This window comes from Klebsiella sp. (genome assembly GCF_027492335.1).
Classification (GTDB): Bacteria; Pseudomonadota; Gammaproteobacteria; order Enterobacterales; family Enterobacteriaceae; genus Klebsiella; species Klebsiella huaxiensis.
In genome coordinates, this window is the sequence record NZ_JAPUEW010000011.1 from 1 (window position 1) to 22688 (window position 22688).

Consider the following 22688-nt stretch of genomic DNA (forward strand, 5'->3'; position numbering starts at 1 on the left):
TGGGGGGTATTCCTTATCTATCTAATCGTTGATTAATCTGGAACCTGTCCCATTGTATTTTCGCCGGAAAACACAATAAGACAGGTTCTGCGTTTAGTTGCCGCGCTCTAAAAATGGCGCTTAAGAACCGGAGTTCTCATCTTTTCGTTGCTGTAAACGGCGCAATGAGCGTTCACGACGGCTCTGCTCACGGCTGCGATCCAGCAAAATTTCCTCAATGAACGCCAGGTGACGATGCGAGGCTTCACGCGCCTGCTCCGGCTCCCCGGCGATTATCGCCTCGAAAATCCGAGTGCGATGATTGCTGACCTGCGGGAGCATCTCCCGGCGGGCGTACAACAATTCAAAATTCTGACGAACGTTCTGGGCCAGCATCGGCTCCATACAGCGTAGTAGATGGAGCAGCACCACATTGTGCGCCGCTTCGGTGACGGCTATTTGATACTGGACGACGGCATCGGATTCGGCGTCAAGATCGCCGGACTGCTGAGCCCGCTCAATGGCCTGATGCAGTTCGCGAATGCGTTCGCGATCTTCATCGTTGCTGCGCAGCGCTGCGTAATAAGCCGCAATGCCTTCAAGCGCGTGGCGGGTTTCCAGCAGATCAAATTGGGATTCAGGGTGGTCGGACAGGAGCTCTACCAGCGGGTCGCTGAAGCTCTGCCACAGGCGGCTTTGTACAAACGTTCCACCTCCCTGGCGACGAAGCAACAACCCCTTGGCTTCGAGGCGTTGAATCGCCTCACGCAGCGAGGGGCGGGAAACGTCGAACTGTTTTGCCAGTTCGCGTTCAGGCGGGAGCTTTTCACCGGGGCGCAACGTCCCCTCAAGGATCAAAAACTCCAGCTGCTGCTCTATCACATCGGATAGTTTTGGTTGGCGGATCTTGCTGTAGGCCATATTCCCTGTCTCTGCCATTAGCCCGGAGTCAATTGGTCTTACCAATTCATAGTTCGTAGCGCTAAAGTAACAAAGTATTCACCTTCTGTCCATACAGGTTTTGATTGAAATCAGTAAACCCAGCATGTTTTAACAAACATACAGAAATAACATTTCAAAAATGTAACTTTGCACAAATGTTATGTTTACCCACAATGAGGTAGCGTTAACGTAATCGAAACGAAAAAATACGCTATCTGAACCGATTCACCTCACCACCAAGTGAATAAAAATTCATTTGGTGTGAATATAAAGAAAATAAGAGGTAGGTAGTGGGTATGCTGGCATGATTTACAAATGGTTTCTTTTTGCTCGCTTCGTCATCATCCCTTCATAAAGCAGGTGCATTCACTTCCGCTTATCACTATTCTCCATGATACGAAAGGCCTTTTAATGAATTACCATCCCGCCTTGCGTAAAGAAATCAGTACAGAAACGGAATTTCATAATTACACAAACACAACAATATGTGCGTCGTATCACTCAGGGTAAAACGGGCGCAGGCTCGCTGAAATTTCGCTGACTATGCTATCAGGCAGGGACAGACAGTGAAGAAGTCACCTGAAGGATGACGCGTACAAACATAATAACCATAACCACACACGAGGTTTCATGATGGAAGGTCAACAGCATGGCGATCGGCTAAAGCGCGGCCTTAAAAACCGCCATATTCAGCTTATTGCGCTGGGAGGCGCTATCGGTACCGGTTTATTTCTGGGTAGTGCATCCGTCATCCAAAACGCAGGCCCAGGTATTATTCTGGGCTACGCAATTGCCGGTTTCATCGCCTTTCTGATCATGCGTCAGTTGGGTGAGATGGTGGTAGAAGAGCCTGTAGCAGGTTCATTTAGCCATTTCGCCTACAAATACTGGGGCGGCTTCGCAGGCTTCGCTTCCGGCTGGAACTACTGGGTTCTTTACGTTCTGGTGGCCATGGCAGAGCTCACTGCCGTAGGGAAATACGTCCAGTTCTGGTGGCCTGAAATCCCGACCTGGGTTTCTGCAGCCATCTTCTTCGTTGCCATCAATGCCATCAACCTGACCAACGTCAAAGTGTTTGGCGAGATGGAGTTCTGGTTCGCAATCATCAAAGTCGTCGCCGTCGTGGCGATGATCCTGTTCGGCGGTTGGCTGCTGTTCAGCGGCAACGGCGGCCCGCAGGCCACCGTACGCAACCTGTGGGAGCAGGGTGGATTCCTGCCGCACGGCTTCACCGGGCTGGTGATGATGATGGCGATTATTATGTTCTCCTTTGGCGGTCTGGAGCTGGTCGGTATTACGGCAGCAGAAGCCGATAATCCGGAGCAAAGCATTCCTAAAGCCACCAACCAGGTTATCTACCGTATCCTGATTTTCTATGTGGGCTCGCTGGCCGTTCTGCTCTCCCTGCTGCCGTGGAGCCGCGTGACCGCTGACACCAGCCCGTTCGTCCTGATCTTCCACGAACTGGGCGATACTTTTGTGGCCAACGCGCTGAATGTCGTGGTACTGACTGCGGCGCTTTCTGTTTACAACAGCTGTGTTTACTGCAACAGCCGGATGCTGTTCGGCCTGGCACAGCAGGGGAACGCACCAAAAGCGCTAATGAACGTCGATAAACGCGGCGTACCGGTTAACACCATCCTGGTTTCCGCGGTAGTGACCGCACTGTGCGTCCTGATTAACTACTTCGCACCGGAATCCGCGTTTGGTCTGCTGATGGCGCTGGTCGTTTCTGCGCTGGTGATCAACTGGGCGATGATTAGCCTGGCACACATCAAATTCCGTCGTGCTAAGCAGCAGCAGGGGGTCGTTACTCGCTTCCCGGCGCTGTTCTACCCGCTAGGAAACTGGATCTGCCTGCTGTTTATGGTTGGGGTGCTGGTTATCATGCTGATTACCCCAGGCATGGCGATTTCCGTCTATCTGATTCCGGTATGGATTGCCGTTCTCGGCGTCGGCTATCTGTTTAAGCAAAAAACGGCCAGCGCGATAAAAGCATAATCATACATCTCAAAAATCTGTGCCCGCCGCCATTTTGCGGGCACAGAGCATTGTTATCTGCTTCACACTTTCCTCGCAACAACCTATTTGTCCATATCGTTGACCTTTTCCTGCAACGTATTTATCCATTATCCAGCTAATAATTCTCTCCATACCGCAACGGGGAGATCTCCACCATGAATGGCAATAAGCTTTCAGTTAAAGAAAAAATTGGCTACGGGATGGGCGATGCCGGATGTAACATCATCTTCGGCGCCATCATGCTGTTTGTTAACTATTTTTATACGGACATCTTCGGGCTCACACCGGCCCTGGTCGGCGTTCTGCTGCTTTCCGTACGCGTTATCGATGCCGTGACCGACCCGATTATGGGCGCAATGGCTGACCGTACTCGCAGTAAATATGGCCGTTTTCGTCCATGGCTACTGTGGATTGCCTTCCCGTACGCGCTGTTCAGCGTGCTGATGTTTACCACCCCCGAATGGACCTACAACAGCAAAGTTATCTATGCTTTCGTCACCTACTTCCTGCTCTCGCTGACCTATACCGCAATCAACATTCCTTACTGCTCATTGGGTAGCGTGATTACTAATGACCCGCAGGAACGCGTGGCCTGCCAGTCCTATCGTTTTGTCATGGTCGGTATCGCCACCCTGCTGCTCTCTCTGACGCTGCTGCCAATGGCGGATTGGTTCGGCGGCGAAGATAAAGCCAAAGGCTACCAGATGGCGATGACGGTGCTCGCCTTTATAGGTATGTGCATGTTCCTGTTTTGCTTCGCTACCGTTCGTGAACGCGTACGCCCGGCGGTGCAGACTAACGACGAACTGAAAAAAGATCTGAAAGACGTCTGGAAGAACGATCAGTGGGTACGTATCCTGCTGCTAACCCTGTGCAACGTCTGTCCGGGCTTTATCCGCATGGCCGCCACCATGTATTACGTCACCTGGGTTATGCAGCAAAGCACCCACTTCGCGACGCTGTTTATCAGCCTCGGCGTGGTGGGAATGATGATTGGCAGCATGCTGGCAAAAGTACTGACCGACCGTTGGTGCAAACTGCAGGTATTTTTCTGGACCAACATCGTTCTGGCCATTTTCTCCTGCGCGTTCTACTTCTTCGATCCCCATGCCACCATGATGATTATGGTGCTCTACTTCCTGCTGAATATTCTGCATCAAATTCCATCGCCGCTGCACTGGTCGCTGATGGCCGACGTAGACGACTACGGCGAGTGGAAAACTGGCAAACGCATTACCGGCATCAGCTTCTCCGGCAACCTGTTCTTCCTGAAGGTCGGACTGGCAATTGCCGGGGCGATGGTTGGCTTCCTGCTTTCCTGGTACGGCTACGATGCCGGAGCGAAACAGCAAAGCGCCTCGGCGATTAACGGAATCGTACTGTTATTCAGCGTCATCCCCGGCGTCGGCTATCTGATTACCGCAGGGGTCGTGCGTATGCTGAAGGTAAACCGCGAATTCATGCGTCAAATTCAGTCTGACCTGGAGAAACGCCGCATCAACTACAGCGAACTAAATGAGTTCCAGGATCACAAAACTAGTGAACACGTAAGGAAAGCTTGATGAAAAACTGGCCAAATCCGTTTATTGAACAACGCGCAGATCCGTTTATTCTGCGCCATCAGGATTGCTACTATTTTATTGCCTCGGTTCCGGAGTATGACCGACTGGAAATCCGCCGCTCTGCAACCCTTGAAGGCCTGCGCGACGCGCAGCCGGTGGTGGTCTGGCGCAAGCCGGAGAGCGGCCCAATGAGTCAGCTGATTTGGGCCCCAGAACTACATGAAATAGAAGGCAAATGGTACATCTACTTTGCCGCCAGCCACACGCACGATCTCGATGAATTGGGCATGTTCCAGCATCGCATGTTCGCTCTGGAATGCGCGGATAGCGACCCGCTAACCGGCAAATGGCAGGAAAAGGGCCAGGTAAAAACGCCGTTTGATACCTTTGCACTGGATGCCACCACCTTCCACCATCAGGGCAAGCAGTGGTACCTGTGGGCGCAAAAAGACCCGGATATTGCGGGCAACACCAACCTGTATCTGGCTGAACTTGAAAACCCGTGGACGCTAAAAGGAAAACCAGTGATGCTGAGTAAGCCGGAGTTTGACTGGGAGTGCCGCGGCTTTCTGGTCAACGAGGGTCCGGCGGCGCTGTTCCACGATGACAAACTGTTCGTCAGCTACTCCGCCAGCGCTACCGATGAAAACTATTGCATGGGCTTACTGTGGATAGATGTCAACGCCGATCCGCTCCAGCCGGAAAACTGGCATAAAGCACCGCAGCCGGTGTTCCGCACCAGCTACGAAAATCGTCAGTATGGGCCGGGACACAACAGCTTTACACAAACGCCGGAGGGAGAAGATGTGCTGGTGTACCACGCGCGCAACTACACCGAAATCGAAGGCGATCCGCTGTACGATCCGAATCGTCATACCCGTCTGAAATTGGTTCGCTGGCAAGAAAATGGGATGCCTGATTTTGGCATCCCGGCAGCAGATACATATTAAGAGCAACGCCTGCCCTTAACGGGCAGGCGGTTAAATCAACGTCCCGTAAATCGTCAGCAGCGCCATAATCACCACTACCACCAGCGACGTTTTCTTCGCCATGGAAACCGCCGCTTTCGGCGTAGCCACTTTATCGACGTGGGGCTCGCGAGCCAGCGAATACTGCGCCAGACGGGTTAATACTTGATATTGCGAAGAGTGGCGATCGCCTAGCGAAGCAAACCAGGCCGGTAAAGCTTTTTCTCCGTGCCCTACCAGAGCATAAACCACGCCAACCAGGCGTACCGGCACCCAGTCCACTACGTGCAGGATACCGTCGATTCCCGACTGTAAACGATGATGTGGCGTCTGATAACGCGCCAGCCAGGTTTGCCAGGCACGCAGCACACAATAAGCGATTAGCGTTAACGGCCCCCACGGTCCACCAACAACGAACCAAAACAGCGGGGCAAGATAATAGCGATAGTTAATCCACAACAGTGCGTTTTGCAGCTCGCTGAGATATTCACGCTGATCGCAACCCGGCGGCACGCCGTGGATAAGGGTAAGCTCACTGGCCATGGCGTCGCAGGCGCGGCTATCATCACGGGCAGCGGCTTTCAGATACGCATGGTAATGCAAGCGGACTTTCCCAGCGCCAATGCACAGCAGGCCGAGCAAAATCCAGAACACCAGCAGCGGAACGTTAAATAGCTGCCCTTGTAGCAAGCGCTGAATAATAAAGACCACCGCTACCGCTGCAGCCGTCATCAGTACGGTGCCAAAGAGTGAATAATGCTTCACCCGGCGAAACAACACTTCCAGCCGGTGATCAAGCTGCCAGTGCTCGCCCAGCTTGAACAAACGCTCGGCAATAAGCACTAACAGCGTGGTAAACAACGTCATGGCATCTCCTTATCTGACGACGAGGTTAACAAACCGCGAAATTTTGCCCAGTCAAAAGCCGGGCCGGGATCCGTTTTACGCACGGGTGCAATATCGCTGTGGCCGGTGATATGGTCTGCAATGGCCGGGTAGAGCGAAATAAGCTGCCGGGTAATAGCCACCAGTTGCTGATATTGCGCCTCGGTATAGGCCTGTGTGTCGGTCCCTTCCAGCTCAATGCCTATTGAAAAATCATTACAGCGCTCGCGTCCGTGGTAGCTGGAAACACCCGCGTGCCACGCGCGCTTATCGAAAGGCACATACTGCACGATTTCACCGTCCCGGCGAATCAGACAATGCGCCGAAACGCGAAGATGGGCTATCTCAGCAAAGAAAGGATGAGCATCGGGAGCGAGCGTACCGCTGAACAGGGCATCAATCCATGGACCACCAAATTCGCCGGGCGGCAGACTGATATTGTGCACCACCAGCAAAGAAGGCGTTTCATTATCCGGGCGGCTATCGTGGTGCGGCGAAGGAACCCGACGCGCATCTACCAGCCATCCCCCGTTCAACTGCATGTTGAGTCTCCTTTTACTAACCTATGCATTCGCGGCGCCCGGGGCCCAAAGAATGCCTGCTGTTATACGCACTATCACTCATCACAAAACTAACTTGAGACCCACGGTGAAGCCGCCAGAAGGGTGAAGTGGATGTGGTACAGAAACGTGGTTCAGGTTAGCATGTTTCACACTTCTGAATCCTATCTATCTGGAGCTTTATCATGTCGCCTCGTCGCTACAATCCCGACCGCCGCCGTGACGCGCTGCTGGAACGTGTTAATCATGATATTACTGACGCCGTCGCCCAATCCCTGCGGGAGGATCTGGGCGGTGAAGTGGATGCTAATAACGACATTAGCGCACAATTGTTGCCGCAAGACGCACGCTCGCACGCAGTGGTGATCACTCGTGAAGACGGCGTATTCTGCGGTAAACGCTGGGTAGAAGAGGTCTTTATTCAGCTCGCTGGTGATGACGTCAACCTCACCTGGCATGTTGCCGATGGCGACGCGGTTAAGGCTGATCAGCCGCTGTTTGAACTGGATGGCCCCTCCCGTGTTCTGTTAACTGGCGAGCGCACTGCGCTCAATTTCGTGCAGACATTATCCGGGGTGGCAAGCGAAGTCCACCGCTATGTCGACCTGCTTGCTGGAACCAAAACCCAACTTCTCGATACGCGTAAGACGTTGCCCGGTCTGCGCACGGCGCTGAAGTATGCAGTTCTGTGCGGAGGCGGAGCGAACCACCGTCTGGGTCTATCTGACGCCTTCCTGATCAAAGAGAACCACATTATCGCCTCTGGATCGGTACGCCAGGCGGTAGAAAAAGCGTTCTGGCTGCACCCTGATGTTCCGGTCGAAGTCGAAGTCGAAACCCTTGAAGAGCTTGAAGAAGCACTGAAAGCGGGCGCTGACATCATTATGCTCGACAACTTCACCACCGATCTGATGCGTGAAGCAGTGAAGCGCACCAATGGTCAGGCGGCGCTGGAAGTTTCCGGCAACGTTACCTTCGATACCATCCGTGAATTTGCCGAAACCGGTGTCGATTACATCTCCGTAGGTGCACTAACCAAGCACGTGCGCGCGCTCGATCTCTCAATGCGTTTCCGCTAACTGTCCTGCCCCGGTTGATATCCTGCACCGGGGCTCTTTTTTTTGCGAGCCGACTCGCACACCGATAATCCCTCACTGCAACCAGCAAAAAAAGCCTGGAACCTTGCTTCCTTAGGCGCGATCAGCGACTCGCACAGCAGATTAAAGCCCGGCAAAGTGCTCCCGAAAACAACAAGGAGCAACTTATGGATAAACAACGTGGCTTTACCCTTATTGAACTGATGGTGGTCATTGGGATCATCGCAATCCTCAGCGCTATCGGCATTCCTGCTTACCAGAACTACCTGCGAAAAGCGGCTCTCACTGACATGCTGCAAACCTTTGTACCTTTCCGCACCGCCATTGAGCTTTGCGCGCTAGAGCACGGTGGATTAACAACCTGTGATGGCGGCAGCAATGGTATCCCCTCCCCCACCACCACGCGTTACGTCTCGGCAATGAGCGTCGCCACTGGCGTTGTCACGCTCACCGGCCAGGAAAGCCTCAATGGCTTAAGCGTCACGATGACCCCTAGCTGGGATAACGCTAACGGCATCACCGGCTGGCAGCGCGTTTGCAGCATTACCGGCGACAGTGCGCTTAAGCAAGCCTGCGAAGACGTATTCCGTTTTAACTGAGGGTGAGGCAATGAAAACTGAACAATTGATACCTCTGTGCCAGCGCTACCAGGCATTACTGCTCAATAGCGATGCACACACCATTGCCATCGCCGTTGTTGATGCGCCAGCACCAGAGCTTATGGAAGCACTACGCTTCGCGACCCAGAAACGAATCGATATTGAGTGTTGGAGTCAGGACCGGATGGACAAACGACTACAGACACCAGGGATAGCGGTATCCCCAATGCATAGTGAAGCCTCGGCAAGCGTAGTTGAACAGGTTAATCACATCCTGGAACAAGCCCTACGTCAACGTGCGTCCGATATTCATATCGAACCCGGCGAAAACCACCTGAGAATTCGCCTGCGGGTAGACGGCGTGCTGCACCCGCTTTCGCCTCTGGCCCCGGAGCTTGCTGCACCGATTACGGCCCGGCTGAAAGTATTGAGTAATCTGGATATCGCCGAGCACCGTTTACCTCAGGACGGTCAATTTACACTTACGCTTGCAGATCGCCCGGTCTCTTTTCGTATCGCTACGCTTCCCTGTCGCGGCGGAGAGAAAATCGTTCTGCGTTTATTACACCAGGTCGAACAAGCTCTGGATCTCGAAGCGCTGGGGCTCTCCTCTCAACAGCTTGCTGACTTTCGCTCGGCGCTTAACCAACCGCAGGGTCTACTGTTGGTCACAGGCCCAACGGGAAGCGGAAAAACCGTCACCTTATATAGCGCGCTGCAGGCGAGAAATCGCGATGAGGTGAACATCTGTAGCGTGGAAGATCCGCTGGAGATTCCGATTGTGGGGATGAATCAGACGCAGATTAACCCCCGTGCCGGGCTAACCTTCCATAGTGTACTGCGCGCCCTGCTGCGTCAGGACCCCGACATCGTAATGGTGGGCGAAATACGCGATGCGGAAACGGCTGAAATTGCGATAAAAGCGGCGCAAACCGGACACCTGGTCCTCTCGACCTTACACACTAATTCGACCAGCGAAACCCTGGTGCGCCTGCAGCAAATGGGCGTCGCTCGCTGGATGATCTCATCAGCACTCTCGCTGGTTGTTGCTCAACGCCTTGTGCGCAGGTTGTGCCCACACTGTCGCCGGGAAACCGGCAGCTCGGCCGATATCCCGCATAGCCTGTGGCCACGAGCGCTTCCTCGCTGGCAGGCTCCGGGCTGCCAGCACTGTTATCACGGCTACTACGGGCGACTGGCGCTATTTGAGCTTTTACCCGTTAACACCGCGCTACGGCAAGCCATCACTCAGGAGCTTAGCGCTACCGAAATCGAATCCCTGGCGCGAGAAGCGGGAATGATGACGCTGTTTGAGAGCGGCTGTCTGGCCGTGGAACGAGGACTGACCAGCCTCGAAGAGGTAGTTCGCGTTCTGGGGATCCCGCATGGCGACTAAGCGACTGTGGCGCTGGCGTGGTATTGATGTTCAGGGCGTCCCCTGCCAGGGAACGCTTTGGAAAGAGAATCGCCCGCTGGCATTGCAGGTGTTGCAACAGGAGCGAATCATCCCACTGACGCTGCGCCGCTGTAGCGTGCAAAATTCACTGTGGCATCCACGCCACAGCGGTGAAATCATCCGCCAACTAGCCGCGCTACTGCAAGCGGGCCTCCCACTGGCGGAGGGGCTGGAACTGCTGGCGCAACAGCAACCCAACGCACAATGGCAAGCCCTGCTGCAAACGTTGGCTGATGACCTGGCGCAAGGCATTTCGCTTTCGGTTGCCCTGGAGAAATGGCCTGAAGTATTTCCCCCACTCTATTTGGCCATGATCCGTACCGGTGAACTCACCGGCAAGCTGGAACGTTGCTGCACACAGTTAGCCCTTCAGCAGCGAGAACAACTGCTTCTTAGCGAGAAAGTGAAAAAAGCGCTGCGCTATCCGATTATTATTTTATCCCTGGCGCTGCTGGTGGTCATGGGGATGCTGTGCTTCGTCTTACCGGAGTTCGCCGCTATCTATCAAACCTTCAATACTCCGCTACCATTACTGACCCGAGCGGTGATGAGCGTCGGCAATGTGCTGACTCGCTATTGGCCGGCTCTGGCTGTACTGGTCATTTTACCTACAATTCTTAATCGGCTGATTCGCCAGAGATCAGGCTGGTTGCTGCATCGCCAAAAGCTACTCCACACGCTGCCGGTATTTGGTAAATTGCTGAGTGGGCAACGGCTTAGCCAGATTTTCACCGTACTTGCGTTAACGCAAAGCGCGGGTATCAGCTTCTTACAGGGCCTGCAAAGCGTGGAGGAAACCCTAAGTTGCCCGTTATGGCGACAAAGGCTCCAGCAGGTCGGTCTGCATATTACCCATGGTGAACCCATCTGGCAGGCGCTGACTCATAGCGGAGGTTTTACACCGCTCTGTCTACAACTCATTCGTACCGGTGAAGCTTCAGGTTCGTTGGATACTATGCTGGAGAATCTGGCTCGCCATCATAGTGAGCAAACGCATCAGCAGGCAGATAACCTGGCAACCCTACTTGAACCTATAATGCTGGTGATAACTGGAGCGATTGTCGGAGTGCTGGTTGTGGCAATGTACTTACCCATTTTTCATCTGGGTGATGCCATTAGCGGGATGGGCGGATAAACGCTGGCGCGAATGCGCCAGCGAGAGGCATTACAGGCTATTGAACACGCGGTTCTCTTGTTCCTGTACGCGAATAAAGGTAGTACGCTTGGTCAGCTCCTTCAGACGTGAAGCACCAACATAGGTACACGCTGAACGCAGGCCGCCGAGGATATCACGCGCGGTATTTTCAACCGGACCGCGCAGGGGCAGCTTAACAGTTTTACCTTCTGCTGCACGATACTGAGCGACGCCGCCAACGTGACGGGTCATTGCTGATTCGGAGCTCATACCGTAAAACAGCATGAATTTTTCACCATTCTCTTCAACTACGGTACCGCCGCTCTCTTCATGACCTGCCAGCATACCGCCCAGCATCACGAAATCAGCACCACCGCCGAATGCCTTAGCCACATCGCCAGGCATGGTGCAGCCACCATCACTAATGATCTGCCCGCCCAGGCCATGTGCCGCATCGGCACATTCGATAACAGCGGAAAGCTGAGGGTAGCCCACGCCGGTTTTCACACGGGTAGTACATACAGAACCCGGGCCGATACCGACTTTCACAATATCAGCGCCAGAAAGAACCAATTCTTCACACATTTCACCGGTAACAACGTTACCCGCAATAATGGTTTTTTGCGGCCAGGCTTCGCGGGCTTTGGCAACAAACTGCACAAAGTGTTCGGAATAACCATTCGCGACGTCAATACACACGAAGCTAAGCTGCGGATTCTGGGTCAGGATCTGTTGCGTTTTTTCAAAGTCTGCATTGGAAGTGCCAGTAGAGACCATGACGTGTTTCACTATATCTGCGGATTCGCCCTGTACAAACGCCTGCCACTGCTCAACGCTGTAATGCTTATGGACTGCTGTCAGAACGCCAAAGGAGGCCAGAGCTTTAGCCATAGCAAAGGTGCCGACAGTATCCATATTGGCCGCAATGATTGGCACACCGGACCAGGTCTGGCCAGAGTGTTTGAAGGTGAATTCACGTTCCAGCTGTACATCAGAACGGCTTTTGAGGGTAGAACGTTTCGGGCGGATAAGAACGTCTTTAAAACCAAGCTTCAAATCTTCTTCAATACGCATGTGCGAATTCCTGGGGTTAATTGCATTATTGTGAGAGCACAACTCCAGTGACGTTATCATACGCACGAATCATGACCGCGCAAGACTGCGATTTTCACTTTTTTTACGCTACAATCGTATAAATTTACCTGGTGAATAGCCAAAAGTGATTTTGCAACACTCAATCACCAACGTATCATTTTTAACCAATTGATTTACATGTACAAAAAAAACCAGAATGCGTTGTGAAAGCAATTTATCGGTTTGACAACCTGCCGATGAAACCACTGCCACAGTGTAGTCTCGCCGTGAATAGCGGGGACTGTCTCAAAGAAAATTGTGCATGTTGTCAGTTTCAGGATTGAAGCCTATGAAGTACACGGTAGCGTTAACGGGCGGCATCGGCAGTGGTAAAAGTACCGTAGCCGATACATTTGCACATCTTGGAGTTAACGTTATCGATGCCGATGTTATCGCACGTCAGGTTGTAGAGCCCGGAACCACGGCGCTTGATGCTATCGCCGAACGCTTCGGCCAGCAGATACTCAACGAAGACGGAACGCTGAACCGTCGCGCTCTGCGTGAACACATCTTTGCTCATGCTATGGATAAAATCTGGCTTAACGCGCTGTTGCACCCCCAAATTCAGCAGGAAACGCGTCGACAGATGCAGCTTGCAACCTCGTCTTATATTCTCTGGGTCGTACCATTATTGGTCGAAAATCGTTTGTCCGCCAAAGCCGATCGCATACTGGTTGTCGATGTGCCAAAAGAGACGCAAATAGAGCGCACGATGCTCCGCGATCGGGTCAGCCGCCAACATGCGGAACATATTCTCGCCGCTCAGGCCACGCGCGAGCAGCGCCTTGCCGTTGCGGATGATGTTATTGAAAATATGGGTCCACCTGCGGCTATTGCAGCAGATGTCGCCCGCCTGCATAAAAAGTATCAAACGCTGGCATTGCAGGCCGCCTCACAGGAAAAAACGTAATGCATACCCCTGTTCTATTTGAACATCCGCTCAATGAAAAAATGCGCACGTGGCTGCGTATTGAGTTTTTGCTTCAGCAGCTATCCGTTCACCCAACTATCACCAGCCATGCGGATGCGCTTCATTTTTTCCGTAACATCGGCGATCTCTTAGATGTCCTTGAACGTGGCGAAGTCCGTACCGATCTGATGAAAGAGCTGGAACGCCAACAGCGGAAATTACAATCCTGGGCAGAAGTCCCTGGTGTCGATCAGGAACGTATCAATACGCTGCGCCAGCAGTTGAAGCAGTTATCCAGCATGCTGATCTCAGCCCCTCGCATTGGTCAATATCTGCGCGAAGATCGCCTGGTCGGACTGGTGCGTCAACGCTTAAGCATCCCCGGCGGTTGCTGCAGCTTTGATCTCCCAACGCTACATATCTGGTTGCATATGCCCCAGGAATATCGCAATGAACAGGTTGGCAAGTGGCTGTCCAGCCTCGACCCTCTGTCACAATCGCTGGTGCTCATTCTCGATCTGATCCGCAACTCAGCCGCCTTTCGCAAGCAGACCAGCCTGAACGGCTTTTATCAGGATAACGGCGAGGATGCCGATCTGTTACGCCTGCGTTTGGATCTTGCCAGCCAGCTGTACCCGCAAATATCCGGTCATAAGAGCCGTTTTGCGATCCGCTTTTTGCCGCTGGACAGCGAGCATGGCATCGTGCCAGAGCGTTTTGATTTTGAACTGGCCTGTTGTTAAGGAGAAAATATGTCAGAAGAGATAACCGTCAATTGCCCAACCTGCAGCAAAATTGTGGTCTGGAATGAACAGAGCCCGTATCGCCCTTTTTGCTCCAAGCGCTGCCAGCTTATTGATTTAGGCGAATGGGCAGCAGAAGAAAAACGCATCCCAAGCAGTAGCGATCTATCAGACAGCGATGGCTGGAGCGAAGAGAAAGAGTAAGTTGTCTGGTTTTTTTCTTAAGGCGGGCAAGCATAGCGCTCCCGCCATAATTGACCAAATAATGGCTCACGAGTTTTGAACTAATTTTGCAATCACAGGCTCATTTGCGGGAGGGAAATCCTCAGCATTCAGCGCATTCTGCGCCATCCAACGGCCAGGTTGTCCCTCTTTCCCCCACGGTTCACCTTCCCAGACATCTACCAGCCAGAACCACAGCGTGATATGGCGGTCAGGAAACTGATATTCCAGCTTATCGAACAGGCGGCACGATTTAACCGTAATGCCCACTTCTTCCTGCAATTCACGCGCTAATGCCTGCTCTGACGACTCACCTTCTTCAATTTTTCCACCGGGAAATTCAAGTTTATTCGCCATATGTGCATCAGCAGACCGCTGTGTTATAAAAATTTCGCCTTGCGGATTGCGGATAATACCGACTGAGATTTGCAGTTTCTTCATTGTATTCATTCCATAAAAAAGGCGCAGATATCTGCGCCTTTATGTTTATTGTTGTAGAACTTAGCTCAGGCGACCGTGGCACTGCTTGAATTTTTTCCCAGAACCGCATGGGCAAGGATCGTTACGGCCCACTTTGCGATCGCCAGTTTGCTCTGCCAGTGCGGCAGCGGCGGCGGTGTCATCATCCTGATGACTAAGCTGCTGCATCTGCGCGAGACGTTCAGCCTCTTCACGACGCTGCTGTTCCATCGCCTCAACCTCTTCCGGCATCCGCACCTGGACTTTGCTCAACGTGCTAATCACTTCATATTTCAGCGATTCCAGCATAGAAGCGAACATTGAGAAGGATTCACGCTTATATTCCTGCTTCGGATCTTTCTGCGCATAGCCGCGCAGGTGGATACCCTGACGCAGGTAGTCCATTGCCGCCAGATGCTCTTTCCAAAGGGAGTCCAGAGTCTGCAGCATGACACCTTTCTCGAAGTGACGCATCATCTCAGCGCCAACAACCTCTTCCTTACGCTGATAAGTTTCGATGGCACTATGCAGAATACGCTCGCGCAGGGTTTCTTCATGCAGCTCTGGCTCTTTATCCAGCCACTCTTTGATTGGCATGTCGAGATCGAAGTCGTTTTTCAGACGTTCCTGCAACCCTTCAACATCCCACATTTCCTCCAGAGACTGCGGCGGAATGTGCGCATCAATAGTCACTTTGAAAACGTCTTCGCGGATGCTGTTAATAGTTTCGCTCACATCAGACACATCTAACAGCTCGTTACGCTGGCTGTAGATTGCGCGACGCTGGTCGTTAGCAACATCATCATATTCCAACAGTTGCTTACGAATATCAAAGTTACGGCTTTCCACCTTACGCTGAGCATTGGCAATCGCCTTGGTCACCCAAGGGTGCTCAATAGCTTCGCCAGGCTTCATACCCAATTTACGCATCATGCCCGACACACGGTCAGAGGCAAAAATACGCATCAGCGCATCTTCCATCGACAGATAGAAACGGGAAGAACCGGCATCCCCTTGACGACCTGAACGGCCGCGGAGCTGGTTATCGATACGCCGGGATTCATGGCGCTCGGTACCAATGATATGCAGACCGCCCGCAGCCAGCACCGCATCGTGGCGAACCTGCCAGTCGGCTTTGATTTGAGCAATCTGTTCCGGAGTCGGATCTTCCAGCTGAGCGACTTCTGCCTGCCAGCTACCGCCGAGCATAATGTCAGTACCACGACCGGCCATGTTCGTCGCAATGGTCACCGCTGACGGGTAACCCGCCTGCGCAACAATGTCCGCTTCGCTGGCGTGGAACTTCGCGTTCAGCACGTTGTGCTTGATACCCGCTTTCGTCAATTCATTAGAGACCACTTCTGATTTTTCGATAGAAATGGTACCCACCAGAACCGGCTGCCCCGCGGCAGTACGCTCTTTGATGTCTTCAATAATGGCCTGAATTTTTTCCGCTTCGGTCATATAGACCAGGTCCGCCATATCTTTACGAATCATCGGACGGTTGGTCGGAACCACAACGGTATCCAGTTTGTAGATCGAGCTAAATTCAAAGGCTTCGGTATCGGCAGTACCGGTCATCCCCGCCAGTTTCTCGTAAAGACGGAAATAGTTCTGGAAGGTGATGGAGGCCAGCGTCTGGTTTTCGTTCTGGATATCAACGCCTTCTTTCGCTTCAACGGCCTGATGCAGGCCATCTGACCAGCGACGACCTTGCATAGTACGACCGGTATGTTCGTCGACGATGATAACTTCGCCATCTTTAACGATGTAATCAACGTCACGCGTGAACAGTACATGAGCACGCAGCGCGGCGGTAACGTGATGCATCAGCATGATGTTAGTCGGTGAGTAAAGAGACTCACCTTCATCCATGATGCCTTCGTTAACCAGCAGCTCTTCAATCAACACCAGACCGCGTTCAGTCAGGTTAACCTGACGCGCTTTCTCATCGACAGAGAAGTGACCTTCACCGGTAAAGGTCTCAGAATCTTCTTTCTCCTGACGCACCAGATGCGGGATGATTTTGTTCACTTTCTTATACATTTCGGAGCTGTCTTCAGCCGGGCCAGAAATGATAAGTGGGGTACGTGCTTCATCAATCAGGATGGAGTCCACCTCATCCACCAGCGCATAGTGCAGTTTGCGCTGTACGCGTTCTTCAGGACTAAACGCCATGTTGTCGCGCAGATAGTCAAAACCATATTCATTGTTAGTGCCGTAGGTAATATCTGCACCGTATGCTTCGCGCTTGGCTGGAGCCGGCAGACCAGACATGTTGATACCCACGCTCATCCCGAGGAACTCAAACAGCGGGCGGTTGTTTTCCGCATCACGTTGCGCCAGGTAATCGTTGACGGTAACCACGTGTACGCCTTTACCAGTCAGTGCATTAAGATATGCTGGCAGGGTTGCGGTCAGGGTTTTACCTTCACCAGTACGCATCTCCGCGATGCAGCGCTCATTAAGCACCATCCCACCCAGCAGTTGGACATCAAAGTGGCGCATACCAAAAACACGCTTACTGGCTTCGCGTACCACCGCGAAGGCTTCTGGAATCAAACTCTCCAGGCTTTCGCCTTTTTCCAGACGCGCACGGAACTCGACGGTTTTAGCCTTCAGCTCATCATCCGAAAGTTTTTCCATGGACGGTTCCATGGCATTGATGACGTTGACGGCTTTGCGCATACGACGCAGTGTACGGTCATTACGGCTACCGAATACTTTAGTTAATAATTTGATTAGCATAATAAAATCTCAAACGCCCCGCGATGCGGAGTCACAAAAAATATAAAGGTTCGTTTTTGTTTCAGCTGAGACGTTGAGGCCCGGCACGGATACCCGTTACCTGGCTAATCCAGGTACAGACACGAAATGCACAATGAGACCAGGACGGGTTATATGCCACCTGGCGGACAATGGCTGGCGGTTTGCTCTCCTGCGTCAGCAGCGCGCTGAGCGTGTCGAGCAGGGCCAGATGTTGTGCCTGAAGCGGCGAAGATTCTTCGGCTACCGGCAACACCTGCGGTGCCATCGCGAATGACAGGTGACGAATGACCGTGCGAATAGCGTGCTGATGCCAGTAATCAACCGTGAAATTGGGACGACGATTGGAGGATTCCAGCAGTGCCAGCTGAGAGAAGTTAACTTTAGCCGGGTTATGGTTGCTGGATGTCGTTTTTGCAGGTGATGCGGTTTCATGCTCATGAGCGTTACTAAGCGCAGGCAGGCCAAGGCTAGCCGCGACCATCCCCAACAGGAGATGCGGCCAAAAATACCGTCTGCCAAACTGTCGCCAGCGCGTCAGCAATCCACTCACTTACATTACCTTTATGTTGGTAGCAACCCTGAGAAATATTTTGCGCCCAAATATTAACATTAATACGCCATCACAGCAGCAGGAATGAAGGCTTACACGGGGTAAAAACGTTTAAAAAAGGAGCGAACGCACGATAAATGCAGAAGAAAGATCGAAGCAGAATACAGGACTGGAAACTCAGAAAGAAAAACGACTGGCTCCCTGGCCGGAGAGAGTACCAGGTTACCAGTCGAATTTACTGCATGGTCAGACTTATGCCATAACCAACGTCGGTGCACGGAATGCCAGCGGCATTTCTGCGTCGTCTTCGAAAGTCACATACTCCCAGGCTTCCTGTTTTGCCAGAACAGCCTGCAGCAGTTTGTTATTCAACGCGTGACCGGATTTGTACGCCGTGAATGCACCGATGATATTGTGACCACACATAAACAAGTCACCAATCGCATCCAGCATTTTATGGCGGACAAACTCATCTTCAAAGCGCAGACCGTCTTCGTTCAGTACGCGATAATCGTCAACAACGATGGCACAATCGAAGCTGCCGCCCAGGCACAAGCCACGGGACTGCAGATATTCGATATCACGCATGAAACCGAAGGTACGCGCGCGGCTAATTTGGCGCATAAACGCATCAGCTGAGAAGTTCATTGCATAGCGCTGGCTGCTGGAATCAATCGCCGGATGGTTAAAATCAATGGTGAAGTCCAGTGAAAAACCATTATACGGTTTGAATTCAGCCCATTTATCGCCATCTTCAACGCGAACTGTCTCTTTGATACGTACAAATTTCTTAGCGCAGTTCAATTCATCAATGCCGGCATCCAGCAACAGATAAACGAACGGAGCCGCACTACCGTCCATAATCGGGACTTCCGGGGCATCGACTTCAATAATAATGTTGTCGATACCTAAGCCAGCCAGTGCGGCATTGAGGTGTTCGACCGTCGATATCCGCACGTCATGCTCGTTGACCAGGCAAGTACAGAGCATGGTATCACGCACAGATTTGGCATCAGCCGGAAAATCAACCGGTGGATTCAAGTCGGTGCGACGATAGATGACCCCGGTATTTGCCGGCGCAGGGCGTAACGTCAGTGTGACCTTTTTGCCGGTATGCAAACCGACGCCAGTCGCCTGAACGATACGTTTAAGAGTCCTTTGTTTGATCATCGTATAATCTCGCCAAGTTACCTATCCAACCGAAGTGTACAATACATTCGGCAGGCCAGTTTAGCACAAAGAGCGCAGATGCCCAACTTCCAGCCAATTCTTAGTCGGCTTGCTTACGCAGGAACGCTGGAATATCCAGATAATCCGGCTCTTTTGCAGTTTGTGGCGTATTGTCGTTCACCACTTTAGCTGCAGGTTTCTGCTCTTGATTCAATGGAGACATACCGTGCTGCTGGTAGCGATCCATCACCGGCTGCTGAACCTGTTTGTTGGTTACCAGGGTAATTTCTGGACGTTTGTCCATACCGATACCAGTGGCAACAACGGTCACGCGCAGCTCGTCGTTCATATCCGGGTCCAAAGAAGTACCGATAACCACGGTCGCGTTATCCGAAGCAAATGCACGAATAGTGTTACCTACGGTCTCGAACTCATCCAGACGCAGATCGAAGCCCGCGGTGATGTTGACCAGTACGCCGCGCGCGCCGGACAGATCGATATCTTCCAGCAGCGGGGAAGAAATAGCCATTTCAGCGGCTTCTTCTGCGCGGTCTTCACCGCTCGCTACACCAGAGCCCATCATCGCGTAGCCCATTTCAGACATCACGGTACGCACGTCTGCAAAGTCGACGTTCATCAGACCCGGACGGGTAATCAATTCAGCGATACCCTGCACCGCACCTTTCAGCACGTCGTTTGCTGCGCCGAAAGCGTCAAGCAACGAAATACCGCGGCCCAGGACTTTCAGCAGCTTGTCGTTCGGGATAGTGATCAGTGAGTCTACGTGCTTGGACAGCTCGGTAATCCCCTGCTCAGCGAATGCCATGCGCTTCTTGCCTTCGAAATTAAAAGGCTTGGTCACGACGGCAACGGTCAGGATACCTAAATCTTTTGCTACTTCAGCGACAACAGGTGCCGCACCGGTTCCGGTACCACCCCCCATACCGGCAGCGATAAACACCATGTCTGCGCCGTCAAGAGCAGCGCGCAGCGCTTCACGATCTTCATCCGCCGCATTACGGCCAACTTCCGGGTTTGCGCCTGCGCCCAGACCTTTGGTAATACCGCTACCGATCTGAATAGTCTGGCCAACCGCCGTTTTGCGCAGAGCCTGCGCGTCGGTGTTCACCGCAAAAAATTCAACACCCTCAATGCGCTCGCGCACCATGTGCTCAACGGCGTTACCGCCGCCGCCACCGACGCCGATGACTTTAATCACCGCGTCGTTGGTTAGTTCCATTGGTTCAAACATAGTTTCTCTCTCCGTTTTACACTTCGTCCTTCAAGCTGCCTCTTTGTGCGCCGCCTTCCCTCACTCCAGTCACATAGTAAACTATGCACCAGGAGATTCGTTCAGTTGCTGCCGCGATGCAACTTGAATGATTTTGTGTATGTGCCTGTCGCCTGAGAACGCTAATTTTCTGCGTTCTCTTAAAAAATTAAAACTCTTTTCGCAACCAACTGTTGAGCCGTTTGATCCACGACCCGACAGTCACGCGTTTTTCCACTTCGGCTTCACCACTGAGATGAGATTCCTTCCCGTAGTGCAGCAGCCCAACCGCCGTTGAGTAATACGGCTCCTGGGCATAATCCGTTAATCCGGTAATGTTCAGCGGCGCACCGATTCGTACCTGCGTATGGAACACTCGCTGTGCACAGGCGGCAAGACCTTCAATTTGCGCCGCGCCGCCGGTTAATACAATGCCTGCCGCCAGGTGGTGCTTCACCCCTTGCTGGCGGAGCTGCTCCTGCAGTTGCAGGATCTCTTCGTTTACCAGGTTGAGCAATTCGGTATACCGCGGCTCAATAACCTCAGCCAGCGTCTGACGCTGCAGACTACGAGGCGGACGTCCACCCACGCTTGGCACTTCGACGTTCTCGTCTTTACCTACGATGGAACCTAGCGCGCAACCATGACGTACCTTAATGGCTTCAGCGTCGCTCGGCGGCGTACCGAAGGCGTAGGCGATATCGCTGGTCACTACGTTGCCCGCATACGGGATCACTTTGGTATGACGCAACGCGCCGCCGGTATAGACGGCAATATCCATTGTACCACCGCCGATATCCACCACGCAGACGCCCAGTTCACGTTCATCTTCTGTTAATACGGAATAGCTAGCGGCTAAACCGGCGAATATCAGTTGGTCGACTTTCAGACCGCAACGTTCCACCGCTTTGACAATATTTTTCGCCATATCGTTATGGCAGGTAATCAAATGCACTTTCGCCTGCATGCGGACACCAGACAGTCCGACAGGGTTTTTAATCCCTTCCTGGTAGTCGATAGCATATTCTTGAGGAATAACGTGCAAAACACGATGCTCATCGCGCACGCGAACCGACTTCGCGGTATGCACTACGTTCTCGACGTCATCCTGCGTCACTTCCTCTTCAGAAATCGGCACCATACCAATTTCATTTTGACAGCTGATATGTTTGCCTGAAAGCGCCAGATAGACTGACGAGATCTGACAATCGGCCATCAGTTCGGCCTGGTCAATGGCACGCTGTACGCATTTCACCACGGATTCCAGGTCGTTCACTCCACCTTTATCCATACCACGCGATGGGCAACTGCCCACGCCAATGATATTAATCATACCGTCGGGCAGAACTTCCCCTACTAAAGCGGCAACCTTAGCGGTGCCGATCTCCAGTCCAACTACCAGTTTTCTGTCCGTCGCCTTGATCATTGTTGTTCTGCCTGTGCCTGATTCTGTTGTTGATGAGTTTCCTCTACGGGAACCGGTACCCAACCGACTGCCGCCCCCGAGTCATAACGCAAATCAACGTAGCTTATCCGTTTGCCGTCGGTCTGCGCCTGCTGCTGAAGAACCGGGTAGAGTTCCATAAAGCGCTGAAGCCGTTTCATGGTGTCGCCCCGACCAAGATTGAGCTTAATATCGTTATTAAGCGTCAACTGCCAGGAACGGCGCGCGGTCATTGCCGCCACTTTCAACGTGAATTTATCCTTTGCCAGCACCTGCCCCATGTCGCGGTATCCTTGAAGAACTTCGTTCTCGCTACCTTCCGGGCCGTATAACATCGGTAAATTCTGTTTACTGGTGCGATCTGACGGCACGCTGAAAGAATTCCCTTCCACGTCGACCATATGCTGATCATTCCAGCGCGCAATCGGCACATATTCAACCAGATGAATCTTCAATTCGTCCGGCCACTGCTTTCTGACGCTCGCCTGCTTAATCCACGGCAGACGCTCAATCTGGCTTTGAATAATATTAACGTCCTGGGTCATAAAGGTGCCCGGAGACCCTAACGCCAGAATCGCCTGACGGATATCATCATTACGCGTGTAGTGACGATCGCCGGTAACCACCATCTTTGACAGCGGTAAACGCTGTGCATCTTCCATCCAACCCAGAACCATCCATCCGCTGACCAGCACGGTACATAGCACCGCCAGCAGGAAGAAAATGCCTGCCAGGCGAGTTCCATTACTTCTACGCGAAGAAGACTCTTCCTCTTCTTCGTGGTTCCGCGTATTCAGCGCAGCCTGCGACAT

The 22688-nt window shown here is 52.6% G+C and carries 21 protein-coding genes; 10 read left to right on the plus strand and 11 right to left on the minus strand.

Annotated elements, in window-relative coordinates; all coding sequences use genetic code 11:
- Positions 1-120: 120 nt before the first annotated feature.
- Positions 121-900 (minus strand): pyruvate dehydrogenase complex transcriptional repressor PdhR, encoded by a 780-nt coding sequence (gene pdhR, locus QVF11_RS04330; protein WP_004098632.1) that lies wholly within the window; start codon positions 898-900, stop codon positions 121-123.
- A 651-nt stretch (positions 901-1551) separates the two neighbouring features.
- On the opposite strand from pdhR, the gene aroP reads away from it, so the two are divergent.
- From aroP to QVF11_RS04345, 3 genes are all read left to right on the plus strand, one after another.
- The gene (aroP, locus tag QVF11_RS04335) at positions 1552-2922 is read left to right on the plus strand and encodes an aromatic amino acid transporter AroP (RefSeq protein ID WP_287855325.1); all 1371 of its coding nucleotides are present in this window, start codon (positions 1552-1554) and stop codon (positions 2920-2922) included.
- 176 nt (positions 2923-3098) lie between these two features.
- A complete protein-coding gene (locus tag QVF11_RS04340) occupies positions 3099-4505 on the plus strand; it encodes a glycoside-pentoside-hexuronide (GPH):cation symporter (protein WP_112215509.1) in 1407 nt (468 codons plus the stop codon).
- Positions 4505-5455: a glycoside hydrolase family 43 protein gene (locus QVF11_RS04345; RefSeq protein WP_142512304.1), complete on the plus strand. Its 951-nt coding sequence runs from the start codon at positions 4505-4507 to the stop codon at positions 5453-5455. The genes QVF11_RS04340 and QVF11_RS04345 overlap by 1 nt, the downstream gene beginning before the upstream one ends.
- A 30-nt stretch (positions 5456-5485) precedes the next feature.
- On the opposite strand, the gene ampE is transcribed toward QVF11_RS04345, so the two are convergent.
- The gene (ampE, locus tag QVF11_RS04350; RefSeq protein WP_112215511.1) at positions 5486-6340 is read right to left on the minus strand and encodes a beta-lactamase regulator AmpE; all 855 of its coding nucleotides are present in this window, start codon (positions 6338-6340) and stop codon (positions 5486-5488) included.
- Positions 6337-6900 (minus strand): 1,6-anhydro-N-acetylmuramyl-L-alanine amidase AmpD, encoded by a 564-nt coding sequence (ampD, locus tag QVF11_RS04355; RefSeq protein ID WP_112215512.1) that lies wholly within the window; start codon positions 6898-6900, stop codon positions 6337-6339. The genes ampE and ampD overlap by 4 nt, the downstream gene beginning before the upstream one ends.
- 203 nt (positions 6901-7103) lie before the next feature.
- Here ampD and nadC point away from each other — a divergent pair, with 203 nt between their 5' ends.
- From nadC to hofC, 4 genes are all read left to right on the plus strand, one after another.
- Complete coding sequence (gene nadC, locus QVF11_RS04360; protein WP_110272541.1) at positions 7104-7997, plus strand: carboxylating nicotinate-nucleotide diphosphorylase; 894 nt, start codon at positions 7104-7106, stop codon at positions 7995-7997.
- A gap of 185 nt (positions 7998-8182) precedes the next feature.
- A complete protein-coding gene (ppdD, locus tag QVF11_RS04365) occupies positions 8183-8614 on the plus strand; it encodes a prepilin peptidase-dependent pilin (RefSeq protein ID WP_112215514.1) in 432 nt (143 codons plus the stop codon).
- Positions 8615-8624: 10 nt separating this feature from the next.
- On the plus strand, positions 8625-10010 hold the full coding sequence (gene gspE, locus QVF11_RS04370; RefSeq protein ID WP_287855326.1) for a type II secretion system protein GspE: 1386 nt from the start codon (positions 8625-8627) through the stop codon (positions 10008-10010).
- Positions 10000-11205 (plus strand): protein transport protein HofC, encoded by a 1206-nt coding sequence (gene hofC, locus QVF11_RS04375; RefSeq protein ID WP_287855327.1) that lies wholly within the window; start codon positions 10000-10002, stop codon positions 11203-11205. The genes gspE and hofC overlap by 11 nt, the downstream gene beginning before the upstream one ends.
- A gap of 30 nt (positions 11206-11235) precedes the next feature.
- Here the strand turns inward: hofC and QVF11_RS04380 are convergent, their stop codons facing one another.
- Positions 11236-12279: a GMP reductase gene (locus QVF11_RS04380; protein WP_112215517.1), complete on the minus strand. Its 1044-nt coding sequence runs from the start codon at positions 12277-12279 to the stop codon at positions 11236-11238.
- A gap of 349 nt (positions 12280-12628) precedes the next feature.
- On the opposite strand from QVF11_RS04380, the gene coaE reads away from it, so the two are divergent.
- Genes coaE through yacG form a run of 3 tightly spaced genes read left to right on the plus strand, consistent with a single transcriptional unit; the run spans position 12629 to position 14196 of the window.
- Entirely contained in the window at positions 12629-13249 is a 621-nt protein-coding gene (gene coaE, locus QVF11_RS04385) for a dephospho-CoA kinase (RefSeq protein ID WP_112215518.1), read from the plus strand.
- A complete protein-coding gene (zapD, locus tag QVF11_RS04390; protein WP_112215519.1) occupies positions 13249-13992 on the plus strand; it encodes a cell division protein ZapD in 744 nt (247 codons plus the stop codon). Before coaE ends, zapD begins: the two co-directional genes overlap by 1 nt.
- A gap of 9 nt (positions 13993-14001) precedes the next feature.
- On the plus strand, positions 14002-14196 hold the full coding sequence (yacG, locus tag QVF11_RS04395; protein ID WP_112215520.1) for a DNA gyrase inhibitor YacG: 195 nt from the start codon (positions 14002-14004) through the stop codon (positions 14194-14196).
- Positions 14197-14262: 66 nt separating this feature from the next.
- On the opposite strand, the gene mutT is transcribed toward yacG, so the two are convergent.
- The 7 genes from mutT to ftsQ form a co-directional block, all read right to left on the minus strand.
- Positions 14263-14655, minus strand: coding sequence for an 8-oxo-dGTP diphosphatase MutT (gene mutT, locus QVF11_RS04400; RefSeq protein ID WP_112215521.1), 393 nt, complete (start codon positions 14653-14655; stop codon positions 14263-14265).
- A gap of 60 nt (positions 14656-14715) precedes the next feature.
- Positions 14716-17421: a preprotein translocase subunit SecA gene (gene secA, locus QVF11_RS04405; protein ID WP_287855328.1), complete on the minus strand. Its 2706-nt coding sequence runs from the start codon at positions 17419-17421 to the stop codon at positions 14716-14718.
- A 61-nt stretch (positions 17422-17482) separates the two neighbouring features.
- On the minus strand, positions 17483-17992 hold the full coding sequence (secM, locus tag QVF11_RS04410) for a secA translation cis-regulator SecM (protein ID WP_167492826.1): 510 nt from the start codon (positions 17990-17992) through the stop codon (positions 17483-17485).
- 252 nt (positions 17993-18244) lie between these two features.
- A complete protein-coding gene (gene lpxC, locus QVF11_RS04415) occupies positions 18245-19162 on the minus strand; it encodes a UDP-3-O-acyl-N-acetylglucosamine deacetylase (protein ID WP_287855329.1) in 918 nt (305 codons plus the stop codon).
- Between the two features lie 100 nt (positions 19163-19262).
- Complete coding sequence (gene ftsZ, locus QVF11_RS04420; protein ID WP_110272552.1) at positions 19263-20414, minus strand: cell division protein FtsZ; 1152 nt, start codon at positions 20412-20414, stop codon at positions 19263-19265.
- A gap of 187 nt (positions 20415-20601) precedes the next feature.
- The gene (gene ftsA / locus QVF11_RS04425) at positions 20602-21858 is read right to left on the minus strand and encodes a cell division protein FtsA (RefSeq protein ID WP_004098594.1); all 1257 of its coding nucleotides are present in this window, start codon (positions 21856-21858) and stop codon (positions 20602-20604) included.
- Positions 21855-22688 carry a cell division protein FtsQ gene (gene ftsQ / locus QVF11_RS04430; protein WP_287855330.1) on the minus strand — a complete coding sequence of 278 codons (834 nt, stop codon included), beginning with the start codon at positions 22686-22688 and terminating at the stop codon, positions 21855-21857. Before ftsQ ends, ftsA begins: the two co-directional genes overlap by 4 nt.

Excerpts from the sequence above, each read along its gene's own strand:
- hofC (WP_287855327.1), top strand. The coding sequence starts at position 10,000 with ATGGCGACTAAGCGACTGTGGCGCTGGCGTGGTATTGATGTTCAGGGC.
- secA (WP_287855328.1), bottom strand. The coding sequence starts at position 17,421 with ATGCTAATCAAATTATTAACTAAAGTATTCGGTAGCCGTAATGACCGT.
- coaE (WP_112215518.1), top strand. The coding sequence starts at position 12,629 with ATGAAGTACACGGTAGCGTTAACGGGCGGCATCGGCAGTGGTAAAAGT.
- zapD (WP_112215519.1), top strand. The coding sequence starts at position 13,249 with ATGCATACCCCTGTTCTATTTGAACATCCGCTCAATGAAAAAATGCGC.
- lpxC (WP_287855329.1), bottom strand. The coding sequence starts at position 19,162 with ATGATCAAACAAAGGACTCTTAAACGTATCGTTCAGGCGACTGGCGTC.
- gspE (WP_287855326.1), top strand. The coding sequence starts at position 8,625 with ATGAAAACTGAACAATTGATACCTCTGTGCCAGCGCTACCAGGCATTA.
- mutT (WP_112215521.1), bottom strand. The coding sequence starts at position 14,655 with ATGAAGAAACTGCAAATCTCAGTCGGTATTATCCGCAATCCGCAAGGC.
- QVF11_RS04345 (WP_142512304.1), top strand. The coding sequence starts at position 4,505 with ATGAAAAACTGGCCAAATCCGTTTATTGAACAACGCGCAGATCCGTTT.
- nadC (WP_110272541.1), top strand. The coding sequence starts at position 7,104 with ATGTCGCCTCGTCGCTACAATCCCGACCGCCGCCGTGACGCGCTGCTG.
- ampD (WP_112215512.1), bottom strand. The coding sequence starts at position 6,900 with ATGCAGTTGAACGGGGGATGGCTGGTAGATGCGCGTCGGGTTCCTTCG.
- ampE (WP_112215511.1), bottom strand. The coding sequence starts at position 6,340 with ATGACGTTGTTTACCACGCTGTTAGTGCTTATTGCCGAGCGTTTGTTC.
- ppdD (WP_112215514.1), top strand. The coding sequence starts at position 8,183 with ATGGATAAACAACGTGGCTTTACCCTTATTGAACTGATGGTGGTCATT.
- ftsZ (WP_110272552.1), bottom strand. The coding sequence starts at position 20,414 with ATGTTTGAACCAATGGAACTAACCAACGACGCGGTGATTAAAGTCATC.
- yacG (WP_112215520.1), top strand. The coding sequence starts at position 14,002 with ATGTCAGAAGAGATAACCGTCAATTGCCCAACCTGCAGCAAAATTGTG.
- pdhR (WP_004098632.1), bottom strand. The coding sequence starts at position 900 with ATGGCCTACAGCAAGATCCGCCAACCAAAACTATCCGATGTGATAGAG.
- QVF11_RS04380 (WP_112215517.1), bottom strand. The coding sequence starts at position 12,279 with ATGCGTATTGAAGAAGATTTGAAGCTTGGTTTTAAAGACGTTCTTATC.
- ftsA (WP_004098594.1), bottom strand. The coding sequence starts at position 21,858 with ATGATCAAGGCGACGGACAGAAAACTGGTAGTTGGACTGGAGATCGGC.
- QVF11_RS04340 (WP_112215509.1), top strand. The coding sequence starts at position 3,099 with ATGAATGGCAATAAGCTTTCAGTTAAAGAAAAAATTGGCTACGGGATG.
- aroP (WP_287855325.1), top strand. The coding sequence starts at position 1,552 with ATGATGGAAGGTCAACAGCATGGCGATCGGCTAAAGCGCGGCCTTAAA.
- ftsQ (WP_287855330.1), bottom strand. The coding sequence starts at position 22,688 with ATGTCGCAGGCTGCGCTGAATACGCGGAACCACGAAGAAGAGGAAGAG.